At 38.9% G+C, this 17224-nt stretch carries 10 protein-coding genes, 2 tRNA genes, 3 rRNA genes and 1 pseudogene; 11 read left to right on the forward strand and 5 right to left on the reverse strand.

The genetic code is table 11. The features are described from left to right. Position 1: 1 nt before the first annotated feature. Together H5J24_RS24290 and H5J24_RS24295 are read right to left on the reverse strand one after the other, a co-directional pair. Positions 2–625: a DUF502 domain-containing protein gene (locus H5J24_RS24290; protein ID WP_068941467.1), complete on the reverse strand. Its 624-nt coding sequence runs from the start codon at positions 623–625 to the stop codon at positions 2–4. A 25-nt stretch (positions 626–650) separates the two neighbouring features. Next, positions 651–1229 (reverse strand): MiaE family protein, encoded by a 579-nt coding sequence (locus tag H5J24_RS24295; RefSeq protein ID WP_068941469.1) that lies wholly within the window; start codon positions 1227–1229, stop codon positions 651–653. Between the two features lie 197 nt (positions 1230–1426). Between H5J24_RS24295 and H5J24_RS24300 the strand changes: the two genes are divergently transcribed. Further along, on the forward strand, positions 1427–2620 hold the full coding sequence (locus tag H5J24_RS24300; protein WP_096788276.1) for a porin: 1194 nt from the start codon (positions 1427–1429) through the stop codon (positions 2618–2620). On the opposite strand, the pseudogene H5J24_RS24305 reads toward H5J24_RS24300, so the two are convergent. Continuing rightward, positions 2610–3705: pseudogene (locus H5J24_RS24305) on the reverse strand (acyltransferase family protein). The gene H5J24_RS24300 and the pseudogene H5J24_RS24305 sit on opposite strands and share 11 nt — an antisense overlap. 118 nt (positions 3706–3823) lie before the next feature. Further along, entirely contained in the window at positions 3824–4711 is an 888-nt protein-coding gene (locus tag H5J24_RS24310) for a neutral zinc metallopeptidase (protein ID WP_068941473.1), read from the reverse strand. Between the two features lie 183 nt (positions 4712–4894). Here H5J24_RS24310 and rplU point away from each other — a divergent pair, with 183 nt between their 5' ends. The 4 genes from rplU (at position 4895) to H5J24_RS24325 (ending at position 6596) form a co-directional block, all read left to right on the forward strand. Continuing rightward, positions 4895–5470 carry a 50S ribosomal protein L21 gene (rplU, locus tag H5J24_RS24315; protein ID WP_073299989.1) on the forward strand — a complete coding sequence of 192 codons (576 nt, stop codon included), beginning with the start codon at positions 4895–4897 and terminating at the stop codon, positions 5468–5470. A gap of 12 nt (positions 5471–5482) precedes the next feature. Beyond that, entirely contained in the window at positions 5483–5740 is a 258-nt protein-coding gene (rpmA, locus tag H5J24_RS24320) for a 50S ribosomal protein L27 (protein WP_027372929.1), read from the forward strand. A 196-nt stretch (positions 5741–5936) separates the two neighbouring features. Next, positions 5937–6098, forward strand: a complete 162-nt coding sequence (locus H5J24_RS26320) for a bacteriocin-like protein (protein WP_141395633.1) — start codon at positions 5937–5939, stop codon at positions 6096–6098. Between the two features lie 330 nt (positions 6099–6428). Beyond that, positions 6429–6596 carry a bacteriocin-like protein gene (locus H5J24_RS24325; RefSeq protein WP_167386968.1) on the forward strand — a complete coding sequence of 56 codons (168 nt, stop codon included), beginning with the start codon at positions 6429–6431 and terminating at the stop codon, positions 6594–6596. A gap of 255 nt (positions 6597–6851) precedes the next feature. Here H5J24_RS24325 and H5J24_RS24330 read toward each other — a convergent pair whose 3' ends face one another. Further along, entirely contained in the window at positions 6852–9383 is a 2532-nt protein-coding gene (locus H5J24_RS24330) for a DUF5686 family protein (RefSeq protein WP_228407588.1), read from the reverse strand. 1734 nt (positions 9384–11117) lie between these two features. On the opposite strand from H5J24_RS24330, the gene H5J24_RS24335 reads away from it, so the two are divergent. The 6 genes from H5J24_RS24335 (at position 11118) to H5J24_RS24360 (ending at position 17194) form a co-directional block, all read left to right on the forward strand. Beyond that, positions 11118–12634: ribosomal RNA gene (locus H5J24_RS24335) — 16S ribosomal RNA — on the forward strand. A gap of 208 nt (positions 12635–12842) precedes the next feature. Further along, positions 12843–12916, forward strand: a tRNA-Ile gene (locus tag H5J24_RS24340). Between the two features lie 87 nt (positions 12917–13003). Further along, positions 13004–13077 (forward strand) — tRNA-Ala (locus tag H5J24_RS24345). 157 nt (positions 13078–13234) lie between these two features. Next, positions 13235–15992: ribosomal RNA gene (locus H5J24_RS24350) — 23S ribosomal RNA — on the forward strand. Positions 15993–16171: 179 nt separating this feature from the next. Further along, positions 16172–16279: ribosomal RNA gene (gene rrf, locus H5J24_RS24355) — 5S ribosomal RNA — on the forward strand. Together the 16S, 23S and 5S rRNA genes with 2 tRNA genes alongside form the textbook arrangement of a ribosomal RNA operon. 561 nt (positions 16280–16840) lie before the next feature. Beyond that, positions 16841–17194, forward strand: coding sequence for an ISAon1 family transposase N-terminal region protein (locus tag H5J24_RS24360; protein WP_068938995.1), 354 nt, complete (start codon positions 16841–16843; stop codon positions 17192–17194). Positions 17195–17224: the final 30 nt, after the last annotated feature.

The raw sequence follows: 17224 nt of genomic DNA on the forward strand, positions 1-17224 counted from the left end.
GTTAATCAGCTGATTTAAATATTGTAGGATCATCTGCGGAATTAAAACCGGCTACACCGCCGCTTACCGCAAACTTCATGGCAGAAGCTGCAGTCATCCCCACTACAGGTTTGATGTTTTTTTCTTCAGTAACAATTACCCAGCCTGAAATTGCATAGGAATGGGGTAAATATACCGCAACGTAATTATGCTTGTCAACGTCCGACATTTCTTTTTGAGTTAAAAAGCCAATTCTCCAGATTTCTGGATTTTCATTGGTTTTTACCCATACAGGATCGTTGAATTTTTTCTTGTCGCCCACGAAAGAGGACATCACGTCCTTGGTAGGAGTATAAATATGTTTTACTCCCGGCGTTTTTTCCAGTAAGCTGTCCATGGTGTCGAAAAAGAATCTCCCCACCACAAATTTATTTCCCAGATAGCCTAAAATAGCAGTAAGTAATATGATGGAAACGAAAACAAGTCCAGGAATCTGCTTTGCAAGCGAAGGAACAAGATTGTCTATTGCACTTACAATATACCAGATTACAAAAATTGTCAGTCCGATTGGTCCAATAATAACCAGGCCCTGAAAAAAGTTTTTCAGGAATAGATTGGCAATACTTTCAAAGCTTGGTTTCTTCAACGTTATTTCTTTACTGTTTTATATTTTAACCATGAATGGATTCTTTATTTCCATAGGATTTAATGATATTGGCCTCATATTCCAGCCAGGCTTCCCATCGTTCATTTACTTTTTCAGGATCTCCAAGTTCTCTGGCAAACCCTATGAAAGTTGTATAATGGTTGGCTTCAGAGATCATAAGTTCCCTGTAGAAGACTTTAAGTTCTTCATCTTTGATGTTTTCAGTAAGAACCTTGAATCTTTCACAACTTCTGGCCTCAATCATAGCAGCAAAAAGCATTTTGTCTACAATCAGATCTTCTCTGCTTCCCTGAATAATAAATTTGGCCAGCTCATTCACATAATCATCCTTTCTGGCTCTTCCAAACTTATAGCCTCTCTTTTTAATGATTTCATGAACCTGATTGAAATGATCCAGTTCTTCCTGAGCAATAGCAAGAAGCTCTGTAACGATCTCCGGATATTCAGGAAGCATGGTGATCAGGCCAATGGCGTTGGTAGCTGCTTTTTGCTCACACCAAGCATGGTCTGTTAAAATTTCTTCGATGTTTCCTTCTGCAATGTTTGCCCACCTTGGATCGGTTGGGAGTTTCAACTTAAACATGTTTTAAATTTTTGTAAATTTAAAACAAATTAGGCATAATTCGGTGCTTTTGGCGGAGTAGAATTTATATTCTGTTGGGTTTTGTTTAGTGAGGAGCTTTTTTTATGCAGTATTTATAAATACCCGTACCCTTAGATTATTATTTTTTTCTTAAATTTCTGTCTAATAACGAAACTAATAATCAGATAATCATTCGAATGAATATAAGGAGAAAGTTCTGTTGGTCAATAGGATATTTATTGCTTTTTATAGGCGGAGGAAAGATGTATGCGCAGGAAAAAGATTCATTGGAAATCTTAGTAAAACCTTATGCAAGCCTTCGTGGACATCTGGCGGTGTATGATAATAAGCTCGAGCTTCAGGAAAACGCTTCCAGAATTGGATTAGAAGTGAATATTAAAAAACATGATTTTGGTATCATTGCAGGGGGCGAAATTCAGTTGAATATGTTCAAAGGGGGAACGTCTTTTAATGTAGATGGCAATTTGTCAGGAGGATTTCTCAATGTAGAATCTGCACAGAAACAGCAGGTTTTTGGTAATCGACTTGGATATTTAGGATTGGATTTAGGAAAATTCGGAACCCTGACTATCGGAAAGCAGTGGAGTGTTTATCGGGATGTTACTGCCTATACAGATCGGTTTAATGTTTTCGGTTCAAGGGCATCCGCAACTTTTATTGGTGGAACAGATGGCGGAGAAACAGGAACTGGCCGTGCAGATCAGGCTGTTATTTATCGTAATCATTTGGGACCATTTTATTTAGGAGGGCAGATTCAGGCCAGAGGTGGAAATAACGGCAAATTTATCGATGGATTCGGTGTTTCTCTTCAATACCAGATAAAAGAAGGTTTTTTCGCAGGAGCAGCTTACAATAGAGCATTGCTTAGTGATGATCTGGTCAATAATGGTCGAATTATTGGTCTTACAGGGCAGCCTTCTTATTTTTCTTTAGGAACTAAATATATTGGGGAAGCTATAGATTTTAGTATTGTTGGTGTGCTGCAGAAAAACGGGGATTTTTCTCAGGGATACTATCTTGACCCCACCATGGGATCATTGCCTTTTACAACAGTTTTCAATGCTAAAGGATTAGAAGTTTTCGGGAAATATAAGTTCCAGAAGTTTTCTTTTTTAGCAGGATATAACCTATATCTACCCGAGATAAAATCTGTAGATGAAGCTTCAGCGCAATATGCTCTTGATTCAGGATTTAAAAAGAATGATATTATTATAGGTCTTTCCTATTTCCCTTTTAAATTTGCACAAATTTATAGTGAACAAAGATTTTCTATGGGAAAAACATCAACAGGAGAAAGAGAAAAGAGTGTTTTTACTTTAGGTCTCAGAATTGATCTTTCAGGAAGTTTTAGTAAGAAAATCAGTCTTTAACAGCTGTTTTCTTTCTTAAAAATTCAAGGATATTCCATCCTAATACATCTACTTTCTTCAGTCCTGCAGAAATGACAAAAGCTAAAATGATATTAATTCCATAAATAAATAACATCAAAATCCACCAAGGCATTTTCTCCTTCAATGAAACTACAAGGAAATAAACCAATGATGAACTAATTCCCTGTGCGAAATAGAAGAAAATGGCATTTTTACCTATATAAGTAATGAGATTTTCTTTAGTGATCTTTAATCTGTTATAAAGAACAAATAAGGTAACCAATGAGAACTGTGCCCAAATGATATAAGGAATTTGGGGCGGAAATTTATTCTTATTGATTTTGTAGAAAATTTCATTTCCATAATACCAAAACATCCATGCTAAAGCAGTTCCTACAAGTGCATATAGAACAAGGATAAACTTCATAGGGATCTTTTTCCCACGCATTCTGTTTCCGATTAAGAATACTGCCATATAAAAGGCAACGTAACCTACCTGTCCTGTCGGATAATATTCCGGCAAGATATTGAATAACAAAGTGAGACCAATACAAAGGCCAATGAACCAATTGATGTGTTTTGGAAAAAAACCTTAAGATTAATACCCCCAAAACAGTAAGAATATAATAGACCTTCAAATACCAAAAGCTTCCCATTACTACTGGAAAAGTATCAGCATTGGTATATTGATGAAGGTACCAGTTGCCCAGATTTTGCCATTGAGGTATTGTAGAAATACTGGTTGTGGAGTATTTGGACCCAAATGTGGAATAAAAACTCTGAAGCCATTCCAAAGAAAAGAAAGTAAGGCCAAATACCTTAAAGAAATAATCTAAAAAGAACAGAAAAGTCACAAAGATCATGTAAGTGATCTGTAATTTGAGCAATCTGTAAAAAGTTTTTTCAATATTAGCACCTGAAGTGATTCCGCTTAATGCATAGAATAAGGCAACATCAAAAACAAGTGAGAAGACCCTTATTTCCGCAGGAATATAAAACTGCCCCGACCAAAAAGCAGTATGGATAAAGATAATGGATAGGGTAGCCAATCCTTTGGCGAAGTCAATATAGAGATCTCTGTTCATTATTATTGGATGTGGGATCAAAAGTAAATAAACTTCCGTTATTTTTCAAGTCAAATAAAAAGAGGCAGAACCTAATCGTCCGCCTCCTTTCTTAAATATGCTAAAAATGAATGTTTCGTTATTGAAGATGTTTGAATTCTTCTGCTGAGATTTCTCCAGATTGAATTTTTCTTAATTCATCTATGTATTGGCTCATGTAAGCATCAATTTCTGGGTTTACAGTGTTTTTAGCCATTTTATAAGTTCCGTTAAGAACACCTTGATAATAATAGAAGAAATTGTAATCAAAATTAGATGCATTTAGGTCATACTGCCCTAAAAGGAAACCTAAACGAACTGCTGATCTTCTTTGTGCAGGGGTTCCATGGTGTCCTGGATCTGATGTTTGATAATCTCCAATACTTTGTGCAAACTCATAAGCTGCAGCAATTTCAGAGAAATTGGTTTTGTTATATCCATTAGGTCTTCTCAGATAATATCCTGCAAAACCATCTGCCTCAAGCTCGTTGGGTCTTGCTGTATTTTCGTTTACGGAAGGAAGTCCGAATATATATTGTAACTGATGTCCATACTCATGAGCGAGGATCATTGCATTCACAATATCACCGCCCTTTGCTTTTGCATCATAATAGATAGCATATCCATAATAGATTTTTCCTGTAGAGTAGGAAATAGCATTGTACGTTGAATTGAAATTGGATGGATCGTTTACGAATCGTAGAGTAGGATTACTTCTTCCCCATAAACTTGCAATTTTAGTCATCTGAGCATTCATAAAATTGGTGTCTGTGGAGTTTTGAAGTCCGGTAACTAAAACAGAACTGGAACTCCAATAGTTGTCTACATAAGAGCAGTTTTTTTCTGTGGCTCCTGGTTGTTCTATTTTTGCACTAAGGTTTTCCTGTTGAGGAAGAACAGTCTCTTCCATTTTGTCATCACTACATGCTGTCAGGAATGTTGCAGCAATAGCGCCTGCTATAAAGCAGAGATTAAAGTTTCTTTTCATATAATTATTTAGTTGGTGAAACGAAGGTAAGAAATTATCTTTTATGTATGAGCACTTTACTATGAAAAATTATTCAAAACATAGTGAATATATTATTTTTACAAAAAACATTGCTTTGATTGTAAGGTGTTTAGAAATTTCTTTGTATATTTGCACCTCGAAATAACTAAAAATTTATAAACAATGTTTGCAATTGTAGAAATAGCAGGGCTTCAATACAAAGTTGAGCAAGACCAGAAGTTGTTTGTGAACCGTTTAAAAGGAGATAAAGGAGGAAAAGTTTCTTTCGATAAAGTTCTTCTTACTGTAAACGGAGCAATCACTGTAGGCGCCCCAGCTGTAAGCGGTATCACTGTGGAGGCAGAGATCCTAGACCATGTAAAAGCTGATAAAGTAATCGTTTTCAAAAAGAAAAGAAGAAAAGGTTACAAAGTGAAAAACGGTCACAGACAATCTTTAACTCAAATCGTAATCACTGGTATTACAGGATTTGAAGCAGGAGCTAAAAAAGCTGCTAAAAAAGAAACTGTAAAGTCTGAGGTTCTTTCTGACAACGCAACTGTTAACTTTAGCGAAGATCACGAGTTGAACTATCACTTAAAGAAAAATAACTTGTCTCAGTCTAAAGAGAACAGAGAAACTTTAATTACTTTAGGTAAAGCAGTTAAAGTTGAATTAGAAAAGAATATTCTTACTCATGAAGAAGTAGATGCTGCTATCATTAAGAATATTGATCAATTTAAAGCACTTAACAAATAATCCAGTAATAAAATGGCACACAAGAAAGGAGTCGGTAGTTCCAAGAACGGTAGAGAGTCTCACTCTAAAAGATTAGGTGTGAAGATTTTCGGAGGACAAGCAGCTATTGCCGGAAATATTATTGTTAGACAAAGAGGTACTCAACACCACCCAGGTGATAACGTTGGTATCGGTAAAGACCACACTTTGTTTGCATTAGTAGATGGTAAAGTAGTTTTCAGAAAGAAAGCAAACAACAGATCTTTCGTATCTGTAGAACCAAACGCATAATCGTAAGCGTTTTATAAAAATTAAAGCCTCAGCATTTTTGCTGAGGCTTTTTTTTGTTTCAACACCCAGGAGTTAAAATTTTTATAAATATTCTACAGATTGTGAAATATTTATATATTTGCTATATATCAAATAACAAATCAGTTGCGGTAGCCGAAAAGCATACAGAGTAGGCAAAAAATTTAAACTAAATACTATGAAAAACCTAAAAAAACTATCAAAAAGACAGCTAAAAACAATTGCTGGTGGTGAGAGATGTCCAATTCCAGCTTCATGGTGCAGCGAGTGGTGTGGATGGAGCGCATGGCAAAAAGCTCATTGTGCCAATGCGGTTATTGACATGCCTTGTGACTGCTAGTCTATTTCTTATAAACAGTCAATAAATTGTCATAGAATCATGAAGAATTTAAATAGACTTACAAAAAAGAGCCTGAAAAATATTAATGGAGGCTCAGAAAATTGTCCTCCTGTAACAGATGATTGCTTCAATTGGTGCAGATGGACGCCGCGCCAGAGACAACGTTGTTTACTTGAAATACTTTGTATGCCTTGCGATGAATAAATAAAATAAAATTGAAAACACTGTTTTTTAGCAGCGGTGTTTTTGATTTTATTTGCTCCAATAAACTCTAAAGGAGCAGCGGATGCCAAAAATATATACAATAACAATGAATTAAAACTAAATACTATGAAAAATCTGAAAAAATTAACAAAAAAGACATTGAAAGAAATTAATGGCGGAGCAGGAAGTTGTCCTCCTGTGGCAAGTTCTTGTAATGCATGGTGTAGATGGACGACATGGCAGAAACTGCATTGCCCAAGTAATATCTTTGAAGAGCCTTGTGAATGTATTTAATAGAAGCTATCCAGACATGAGAAATTATAAAAAAATTGCAAAGAAGCAGCTGAAGTCAATTGGAGGTGGTAATGATTATACATGCCCGGATTTCATAATAAAGACATGTGCACAATGGTGTGGACTAAGCTCCTGGCAGCAGCAATATTGTCTGAATACTTTAGAAGAGTCTTGTAATTGCTCTTCGTAAAGTTTATAATAAGATCGGGCGGCTTCGAAGAAGCCGCCCGATCTGTTTATTTTGCTCGTTTCACTTTAAAATCCTACTTGAATACCGGCTTTAACACCGAATTTTGAAATATCCGGTCTGTCAAGATAATTTCCTCTCCAGTTGAAATCTACTCTGAAAAGCCTTAGATTTCCGATACCAATATTTTCAATTCCGAATCCATACTCATAATAAATATGATCACTTGGAGCTGAATACTTAAATCCTTCTACATTGATAGCTTTAGATGCATCACTCAAAGTTCCGTATGCTGCTCTTATAAAAGCTACCTCTCTAAACTTTAGCTTCTTAATTAAAGGGATATAAGACAGTATTTTACCATTAAAATGATGTTCTAAATGAAGAGTGGTATAGGCGTCAGCTACAAATTCATAATAATTAAGCTGAGAGAAAGTATTGGGAACTAAACCATAAGAAAGGTTAGCAGGAATAATATTCTGCAAAGCTAATGGAACTGTATTGAAGTTTTTACCCGCTTCAAAACTTACCACCGTTTTTCCTAATGTTCCAATCAAAAATGGTTTGTAGAACATAAACTGAAGCTTATCATAGTTGAAATCAGCATTAAATAATCCTTCAATACCTCTCGTATATCTTAATACAATCGTAGGAGCCAGATTTTTTGCTTGGTATCGGTCAATTCCGGTTTGGGAAAAACGTGCTCCCGGTTTTGCGATCAAACTAATCGTAACGTGAGAATCATTTACAGTTTTTCTTAGCTGCCCATCCGGTTGATAATACATTAGATTGAATTTTTCCGGAATAGCAGATTTAATACTTTGCATGACTCCGTCAACTCGTATTTGTATATTTTTCCAAGGCTCAATAGCAGCAAAAACACTTGTTTGGTTTACAGAACTTAAAGAAGTATTCTCACCTCTTGCAAAAAATGTACTTGAAGATAAAGAACGTGATGCCACTCCGTCTCCGGATGTAAGTTGCCCTCCTAGCTGAACAATATCTCTGCTGGTTCCGGCTCCAATCATAAATCGGTTAAGCCTGTTGAACATATATCGCGCTTCAGCACCGTATTTTACCTGCTGATCTTTAAACCCATAAGCCGTATAAAATTGAACTCTCCACGGATCATTCAACCCAAAATAGGTTCTTGCTCCCAATCTTATCCTGTCTCCTTCTACTTCATTTCTTCCATACACTGAGAAAATAGGCCCGAAGTCTACGCCTTTAAAGGCATTGTAATAACGAGAACCAAGGGTTTCAAACAATTTTACCATACGGTTGAACTTGGGTGTCTGCTGTAATTGGTCCAACATTTTATATACACCCTGTTCAGATTTAGATAAAGTATCTGGCCTTGCTTTTACCCAGTAAGCATCATCTTTATCTGTGAATTTGTCTTCGTATTCCTCTTCCTTTCTTTTAAAAACTTTAGGATCAAGAGATATGTTGAATTGATAATCTGAATAATCAACAGATTTTCGGGCAATAATACTCTTAGACCCTTTCTTTTTTGAAAAAGGACTCATCTCAACTTCAGTAATCAACTTCTTTGGAAGAAATGTTGTTTCATCCGGATTATCATACTCCAGCTGAGTGTAAACACTATTGACAAAATTGACATTTATTTTTTGTGTCGATCTTAAAGTCGCACCCAGAACAGCATAGCTATCCGTATCTATATAAAGATTTCCCTGAAATGCCAATACATCTTTACGTTTAGGCTGATATCTTATTTGAAAAGCCTTCTCTCCGTGAATAGAAATAGTATCTACAAGGTTATAATCATAAGTCCCGAATCCATCACTTCCTGCAGGGCTCTGAAATCCAATGTCAAAATAATTTAAAGTATTATCGTAAATATTAATGTCTCTGTAAAGATTTTTGGCAGAAACAGTAATGACCTGATTATCCTGAAAACCTGACGTTTTTTGAGCCACCAAAGTCCTTTTGCTATCTTTATCCGGTCTGTTTTTACCATAATTTTCATAAACGGCTTCATTCAGGAAAATAGGAAGGCCGAGTCTGCCACTGGCTGTAGAATCTGCATAATTAAATATAAAGTCCAGCTTATTGAAGATTTTCTTCTTCATAAAAGCGCTGTCTATATTATTGAGGTCAAATTGAGTCTTTTCATATTCCTTGTAAGAATAAGTATCAAATTTCTCGAGACCGTTATTTCTTTTTTGAGCCCACACTTTTTGCATAATAGCATAAGCCGGGTTTTCCTTTTTGCTTTTGTATTTAGGTTTTCCTGCCTGGATCACCACTTCCTGGATATTACTTACTTTAGCTTGGGAAAGCTGTACAAAAATATTTTCTGCGTTTTCGGGCGTAACATCAAAAGTTTCTGTAGTATAATTCTTTCGAACAAACCTTAATCTTTGGATAATGCTGTCAGACTGAACGCTGAAGCTTCCAGAACTTGTAGTAAGGGATGGAGTTGTATTATCGTTGATAAAAATATCAACTTTGCTCACTTCTTTGTTTTTAGCATCAACAATCTTTCCGCTGGCCCTGTTTTGAGCATATACGAAGCTGGTAATGGTCAGGAAAAAAAATAAAAAATAGTGTTTTTTGGAATTGTTATTTAACATCATTCGTTTCTTCAGGCAATTAGCACAAACAAAAAGTATGCAGTTTTTTAAAAAATATACAAAAAAATAAAATATTTTTACGCTTTTATGTAAAACGGCAAATTTAACAAAAATAGTACTATCATTTAAGAAAAAATAAATACTATGTTTATTACCTTAGTAGATAAGGATCAATTAATTAATGACCAAGTGAAAAGTTGTTGTATTTATGATTTATATACATCCAAATCCTTTTTTTAAGAAAGAGTAAAATAGAAAGTCTTTAATGACTTTGGCAAAAAAATGAATTCTTTTAAATTAGATTTTTGTTTTAATGCTCTCAATAGATCCAAATTCTTGCATCTTATTATAGTAGAGAGAAGATAATCGTCAGGGCGTACAAAACACTTTACCATACATTATACATTCTTATATTAAGGAAGTGGAATGTCAATCTTCTTTCGATTCACGTTCTTCAATACTGCGATCTCTCAAATTTCTTCAGGAGCTATTTCCTGCTATCCACTCATACTCCTCACACTGAGCTGGCCACCCTCAAACCCTCCCACTCTCCAACCCATGTTGCGGGGTAACCGTTCCTATCAGGGCTAGGGTAGGGGACGGATTTATAAATGATAGGTAATAGGTAATAGGTTGGCATCCATTAATAGTATTACCTATTGTCCATATGCGTCGGCTTCCATCATTCCCATCCTTTGGAGGGGTGTCAAAAATTCAAAGAATTTTTGACGGGGTGGTTATCCCATTATTTCCAGTCCTCTGTGAAAATCCGTGCGATCTGTGGGAAAATAAAAAAACGTTTCCTTTTAACCATTTTTATAATCTATACTAGAATCTTTCATAATAATCTTTCTCCTTATATATTATATAGTCTCTTTATTTCCCATCTCTCTCTTCTTCTTCCCAGTATCTTTGTCATCCTGTAAAGATCTAAACAATGCTGTACTCAATCATTATCATCCAACAAATAGAAGTTGATCAATAGAAGTGGGCTATAATCCTGAGCTTAGCCGAAGGGAGCCCGCTCAAATAATATAAACCCCTTCCACTGGCTTTAGCCCAAACCTATATCAGCCTAACGACTCACATCATATATATTATATAATAGCATATCTTATATATATGTATAAAACCCCTTTATATCCCCCTCAAAGCGACATTCTATACTTTGTAAAAAACAATTCCACTATTGTGGATAAGTGTTAGTAACTGTATAAATATATATTTATCAATTATTTAAACATATAACTTACCCACAATTGTTATGGTGATGTAAACTTTATGTTAAATAAAGTTGCGGGGTATGGATGAAGTTTCTATCTTTGCCCCACTGAAAACGAGAGTATCAGTAAGCGCAGAAGAGCCTTTAGATAGGCAGGAACATTAAGATCTACTAAGATAGCAAACGAAAAAAAACTTTTAATTTTTATCAAATAAAAGTTGTGAGTTAAAAAAGAGTTTGTATCTTTGCAGTCCCAATTAAGGGAGCGCAGGAGTAGAGAGATTGAGGGTTATGATAGAGGTTAAGGTTACTTAAAAAACTTTAAAATTTTCTTTCAAAACATTTGGTCATTACGAAATAAAGTTTTACTTTTGCACTCGCAAATACGGAGCGACACTGACAGAGAGATTGCTTCGTTACAAAGCGGAAGATATAAAGATCATTGACATACAATATAACAACCAAGTAAGGAAAAACTAAAGCGTTAAAAAACTTTGAGTGAGTCAGACAAACATACAATGGAGAGTTTGATCCTGGCTCAGGATGAACGCTAGCGGGAGGCCTAACACATGCAAGCCGAGCGGTAGGGTTTCTTCGGAGACCTGAGAGCGGCGCACGGGTGCGGAACACGTGTGCAACCTGCCTTTATCTGGGGGATAGCCTTTCGAAAGGGAGATTAATACCCCATAATATATTTATCGGCATCGATGAATATTGAAAACTCCGGTGGATAGAGATGGGCACGCGCAAGATTAGATAGTTGGTGAGGTAACGGCTCACCAAGTCTGCGATCTTTAGGGGGCCTGAGAGGGTGATCCCCCACACTGGTACTGAGACACGGACCAGACTCCTACGGGAGGCAGCAGTGAGGAATATTGGACAATGGGTGAGAGCCTGATCCAGCCATCCCGCGTGAAGGACGACGGCCCTATGGGTTGTAAACTTCTTTTGTATAGGGATAAACCTACTCTCGTGAGAGTAGCTGAAGGTACTATACGAATAAGCACCGGCTAACTCCGTGCCAGCAGCCGCGGTAATACGGAGGGTGCAAGCGTTATCCGGATTTATTGGGTTTAAAGGGTCCGTAGGCGGATCTGTAAGTCAGTGGTGAAATCTCACAGCTTAACTGTGAAACTGCCATTGATACTGCAGGTCTTGAGTGTTGTTGAAGTAGCTGGAATAAGTAGTGTAGCGGTGAAATGCATAGATATTACTTAGAACACCAATTGCGAAGGCAGGTTACTAAGCAACAACTGACGCTGATGGACGAAAGCGTGGGGAGCGAACAGGATTAGATACCCTGGTAGTCCACGCCGTAAACGATGCTAACTCGTTTTTGGATTTTCGGATTCAGAGACTAAGCGAAAGTGATAAGTTAGCCACCTGGGGAGTACGAACGCAAGTTTGAAACTCAAAGGAATTGACGGGGGCCCGCACAAGCGGTGGATTATGTGGTTTAATTCGATGATACGCGAGGAACCTTACCAAGGCTTAAATGGGAAATGACAGGTTTAGAAATAGACTTTTCTTCGGACATTTTTCAAGGTGCTGCATGGTTGTCGTCAGCTCGTGCCGTGAGGTGTTAGGTTAAGTCCTGCAACGAGCGCAACCCCTGTCACTAGTTGCCATCATTAAGTTGGGGACTCTAGTGAGACTGCCTACGCAAGTAGAGAGGAAGGTGGGGATGACGTCAAATCATCACGGCCCTTACGCCTTGGGCCACACACGTAATACAATGGCCGGTACAGAGGGCAGCTACACAGCGATGTGATGCAAATCTCGAAAGCCGGTCTCAGTTCGGATTGGAGTCTGCAACTCGACTCTATGAAGCTGGAATCGCTAGTAATCGCGCATCAGCCATGGCGCGGTGAATACGTTCCCGGGCCTTGTACACACCGCCCGTCAAGCCATGGAAGTCTGGGGTACCTGAAGTCGGTGACCGTAACAGGAGCTGCCTAGGGTAAAACAGGTAACTAGGGCTAAGTCGTAACAAGGTAGCCGTACCGGAAGGTGCGGCTGGAACATCTCATTTTAGAGCGTCTTCGGACGATAAAAAAATTAGTATCGCAAGATACAGAACTTACTTAAAGTTCCAGCTTTAGTTTTTTGTTTGGTTGAATTATATTAAAAATACAAAACCCACTAGAAATTAGTAAAGGGATTGAGAGAGACGAGGATGTAAGATAAGATGGTCAGTTAAATCTGATATCTATTATCTGAAATCTGATAGTCTAAGAGACAGTCTCGTAGCTCAGCTGGTTAGAGCGCTACACTGATAATGTAGAGGTCGGCAGTTCGAGCCTGCCCGAGACTACTAATTAAAAGACGGGAAGATATGAGATAATAGACATCAGACATTTAGGTCTGAGATCTAGAATCTGACATCTGAAGTCTACTAGAGGGGGAATTAGCTCAGCTGGCTAGAGCGCCTGCCTTGCACGCAGGAGGTCAAGGGTTCGACTCCCTTATTCTCCACAGTTTTGGAAGACTGATTTAAAAGTTACGAATGGAGCCAAAAACAACATTTGTTCATCAGTTGGAAAAGAAGACATTAAGATCATTGACATTAACGGTAAAGACATCACAAAGAGAAAACCGAGCGCATAAAGCGCTTGAGTAACCTAAAAATAGGAAAGAAATCGTTAAGGGCGTATGGCGGATGCCTAGGCTTTCAGAGGCGAAGAAGGACGTGGTAAGCTGCGAAAAGCTGCGGGGATTGGCACACACGAATTGATCCGCAGATGTCCGAATGGGGCAACCCGGCTGGTTGAAGACCAGTCACCTCGTAAGAGGAGCAAACCCGGAGAACTGAAACATCTAAGTACCCGGAGGAAAAGAAATCGAAGAGATTCCGTAAGTAGTGGCGAGCGAAAGCGGATTAGCCCAAAAGCTAATATATGTTTAATAGAATGTTCTGGAAAGAACAGCCGTAGCGGGTGATAGCCCCGTATATGAAAGGCATATTTGAGTGATAAATGAGTAGGGCGGGACACGTGAAATCCTGTCTGAATATGGGGGGACCATCCTCCAAGGCTAAATACTCCTGAAAGACCGATAGTGAACAAGTACTGTGAAGGAAAGGTGAAAAGCACTTCGAATAGAAGGGTGAAATAGAACCTGAAACCGTACGCCTACAAGCGGTCGGAGCAGCATTAAGCTGTGACGGCGTGCCTTTTGCATAATGAGCCTACGAGTTAATTTTACTAGCGAGGTTAAGGTATTAAGTACCGGAGCCGGAGCGAAAGCGAGTCTGAATAGGGCGTATAGTTAGTAGGATTAGACGCGAAACCTTGTGATCTACCCATGGGCAGGTTGAAGCTCTGGTAACACAGAGTGGAGGACCGAACCGGTTGACGTTGAAAAGTCTTCGGATGACCTGTGGGTAGGGGTGAAAGGCCAATCAAACTGGGAGATAGCTCGTACTCTCCGAAATGCATTTAGGTGCAGCGTCGTATATAAGTTTATTAGAGGTAGAGCTACTGATTGGATGCGGGGGTTTCATCGCCTACCAATTCCTGACAAACTCCGAATGCTAATAAATGTTCTACGGCAGTGAGGGCATGGGTGCTAAGGTCCATGTCCGAGAGGGAAAGAACCCAGACCAACAGCTAAGGTCCCAAAATATATGTTAAGTTGAAGCAACGCGGTTGGACTGCATTGACAGCTAGGATGTTGGCTTGGAAGCAGCCATTCATTTAAAGAGTGCGTAACAGCTCACTAGTCGAGCGGTCCGGCATGGATAATAATCGGGCATAAACATATTACCGAAGCTATGGATTTGTATTTAAGATACATCTGGTAGGAGAGCATTCTATTTGCGCCGAAGCAGTACTGTGAGGTATTGTGGAGCGGATAGAAAAGAAAATGTAGGCATAAGTAACGATAAAGCAGGCGAGAAACCTGCTCACCGAAAGACCAAGGCTTCCTCAGCCATGCTAATCAGCTGAGGGTTAGTCGGGACCTAACGCGAACCCGAAAGGGGTAGTGGATGGACAATGGGTTAATATTCCCATACTTGCTCACGAATAAAGGGGACGGTTGGATGTAGCTGCTGGAGACTGACGGAATAGTCAAGGCCTAGCCTTCGGGCGAAGCTGCTGCAGTGTAATCTGATCCAAGAAAAGCCGAAGTGAAGCAACCCGTACCAAAACCGACACAGGTGGTCGAGGAGAGAATCCTAAGGTGCTCGAGTGAGTCGTGGCTAAGGAACTAGGCAAAATAGTCTCGTAACTTCGGAAGAAGAGACGCCATCAGCAATGGTGGCCGCAGTGAAGAGGCCCAGGCGACTGTTTATCAAAAACACAGGACTCTGCTAAATCGAAAGATGCTGTATAGGGTCTGACACCTGCCCGGTGCTGGAAGGTTAAGGAAGGTGCTTAGGTTTAAACCGAAGGCATTAACTGAAGCCCCAGTAAACGGCGGCCGTAACTATAACGGTCCTAAGGTAGCGAAATTCCTTGTCGGGTAAGTTCCGACCTGCACGAATGGTGTAACGATCTGGGCACTGTCTCAGCCACGAGCTCGGTGAAATTGTAGTATCGGTGAAGATGCCGATTACCCGCAATGGGACGAAAAGACCCTGTGAACCTTTACTATAACTTCGTATTGACTTTGAGTAAGTAATGTGTAGGATAGGTGGGAGGCTTTGAAGCAGGCACGCTAGTGTTTGTGGAGCCGACGTTGAAATACCACCCTTTACTTACTTGGAGCCTAACTTCTTTTAGAAGGACATTGCGTGGTGGGTAGTTTGACTGGGGTGGTCGCCTCCAAAAGAGTAACGGAGGCTTTCAAAGGTACCCTCAGCACGCTTGGTAACCGTGCGTAGAGTGTAATGGCATAAGGGTGCTTGACTGTGAGACCAACAAGTCGATCAGGTGCGAAAGCAGGACATAGTGATCCGGTGGTTCCGTATGGAAGGGCCATCGCTCATAGGATAAAAGGTACTCCGGGGATAACAGGCTAGTCTCCCCCAAGAGCTCACATCGACGGGGGAGGTTCGGCACCTCGATGTCGGCTCGTCACATCCTGGGGCTGGAGAAGGTCCCAAGGGTTGGGCTGTTCGCCCATTAAAGTGGCACGCGAGCTGGGTTCAGAACGTCGTGAGACAGTTCGGTCTCTATCTATTGCGGGCGTTAGATGTTTGAGAGGGCTTGATTCTAGTACGAGAGGACCGAATTGAACAAACCTCTGGTGTATCAGTTGTACCGCCAGGTGCACCGCTGAGTAGCTACGTTTGGAAGAGATAAGCACTGAAAGCATATAAGTGCGAAACTCGCCTCAAGATGAGACATCTTTTAAGGGTCGTTGTAGATGACGACGTTGATAGGCTATAGGTGTAAAGACAGTAATGTCATAGCCAAGTAGTACTAATTACCCGTAGATTTATAGCCTATTGGTTGCTGTAATCTAGAATAATATCATATTAAATAGACAAGTACTTTATGCGCAGTAAAGGTTTTGTCTTTGTGAAAGTTTTTATCGCTTAAAAACGCAATTGGCAAAAAGCAATTAGCGATTGGCATACAAGCCAATAGCAATAAGCAATAAGCCAGCTGCTATATACAACCTTTAGGGTGGTTTTAGCGGTGGGGCTCACCTGTTCCCATTCCGAACACAGAAGTTAAGCCCACCAGCGCCGATGGTACTGCTAACGCGGGAGAGTAGGCCGCCGCCAGTTTTTATTTTATTTTTAAAAGTCTCATACAGCAATGTGTGAGACTTTTTTTTTGCGTTATACTTTTTATCCCCAAGGGAAAGCAAAGAGAAAATATCAGTAATCAGCAATGAGTAATGAGTAATCAAATGATACTTGTATTCCCGTGTTGCTGCTATTCCTATTCCTACCACCGGTTTCTTATCCGGTTCTTTGTTCTTTATTCTTTGTTCTTTATTCTTTATTCTATAACAGATATACTCCTGGTATCACTACATCATCCCAATATTTATCAGACTACTCATTGCTCATTATTAATGACTCATGATCAAGATGCCTATCATCTATGATTAATGCCTTTTTTCCTTCAAAAAATATTAGCTATATTAAATCCCTGCTTCAGAAGTATTTCGAGAAAAATGAGCTTATTTAAAGCCCTTAAAGAAAAATTGTAGTGTAAATACATTTAAGATTGAAAATATAAAAGTAATGAATGATCTAGATGATGAGAATTTAGATTGAACTAGCCAATTATTGATCTTTTCTTGGATCAGTCTCGTAGTGTTAAGTTTTTAAATTTGGAGGATGTATATTCCTGATGAATTAGTAAAACTCTTACTTCCTGATTTTTTAGTAGAGTACTTTGATATCATAAAAGCAGAAGAGGTTGATGGAGTTCTTCATATCGAATTTGAGGAGAAGAATATCATTCCCCAAGAATTCACCCATCGCCCCTATCAGTCTAATGGATTTCACTCTTCGGTTCTTGCTGAAGATTTTCCTTTAAGGGGTAAACAGGTTCTCCTTCATGTCAAAAGGAGAAGATGGATTGATAAAACTACAGGAGAAGTTCTTCAAAGAAACTGGAGTTTGATAGCAAAAGGCACTCGCATGACTCAGGATTTTGCGATGTTCTTAAAAAAACTTAGTAGATACTAAAGCATTCTCCTGTAAAGCCATTACAGAGTT

This window comes from Chryseobacterium capnotolerans (assembly GCF_021278965.1).
Taxonomy (GTDB): Bacteria; Bacteroidota; Bacteroidia; order Flavobacteriales; family Weeksellaceae; genus Chryseobacterium; species Chryseobacterium capnotolerans.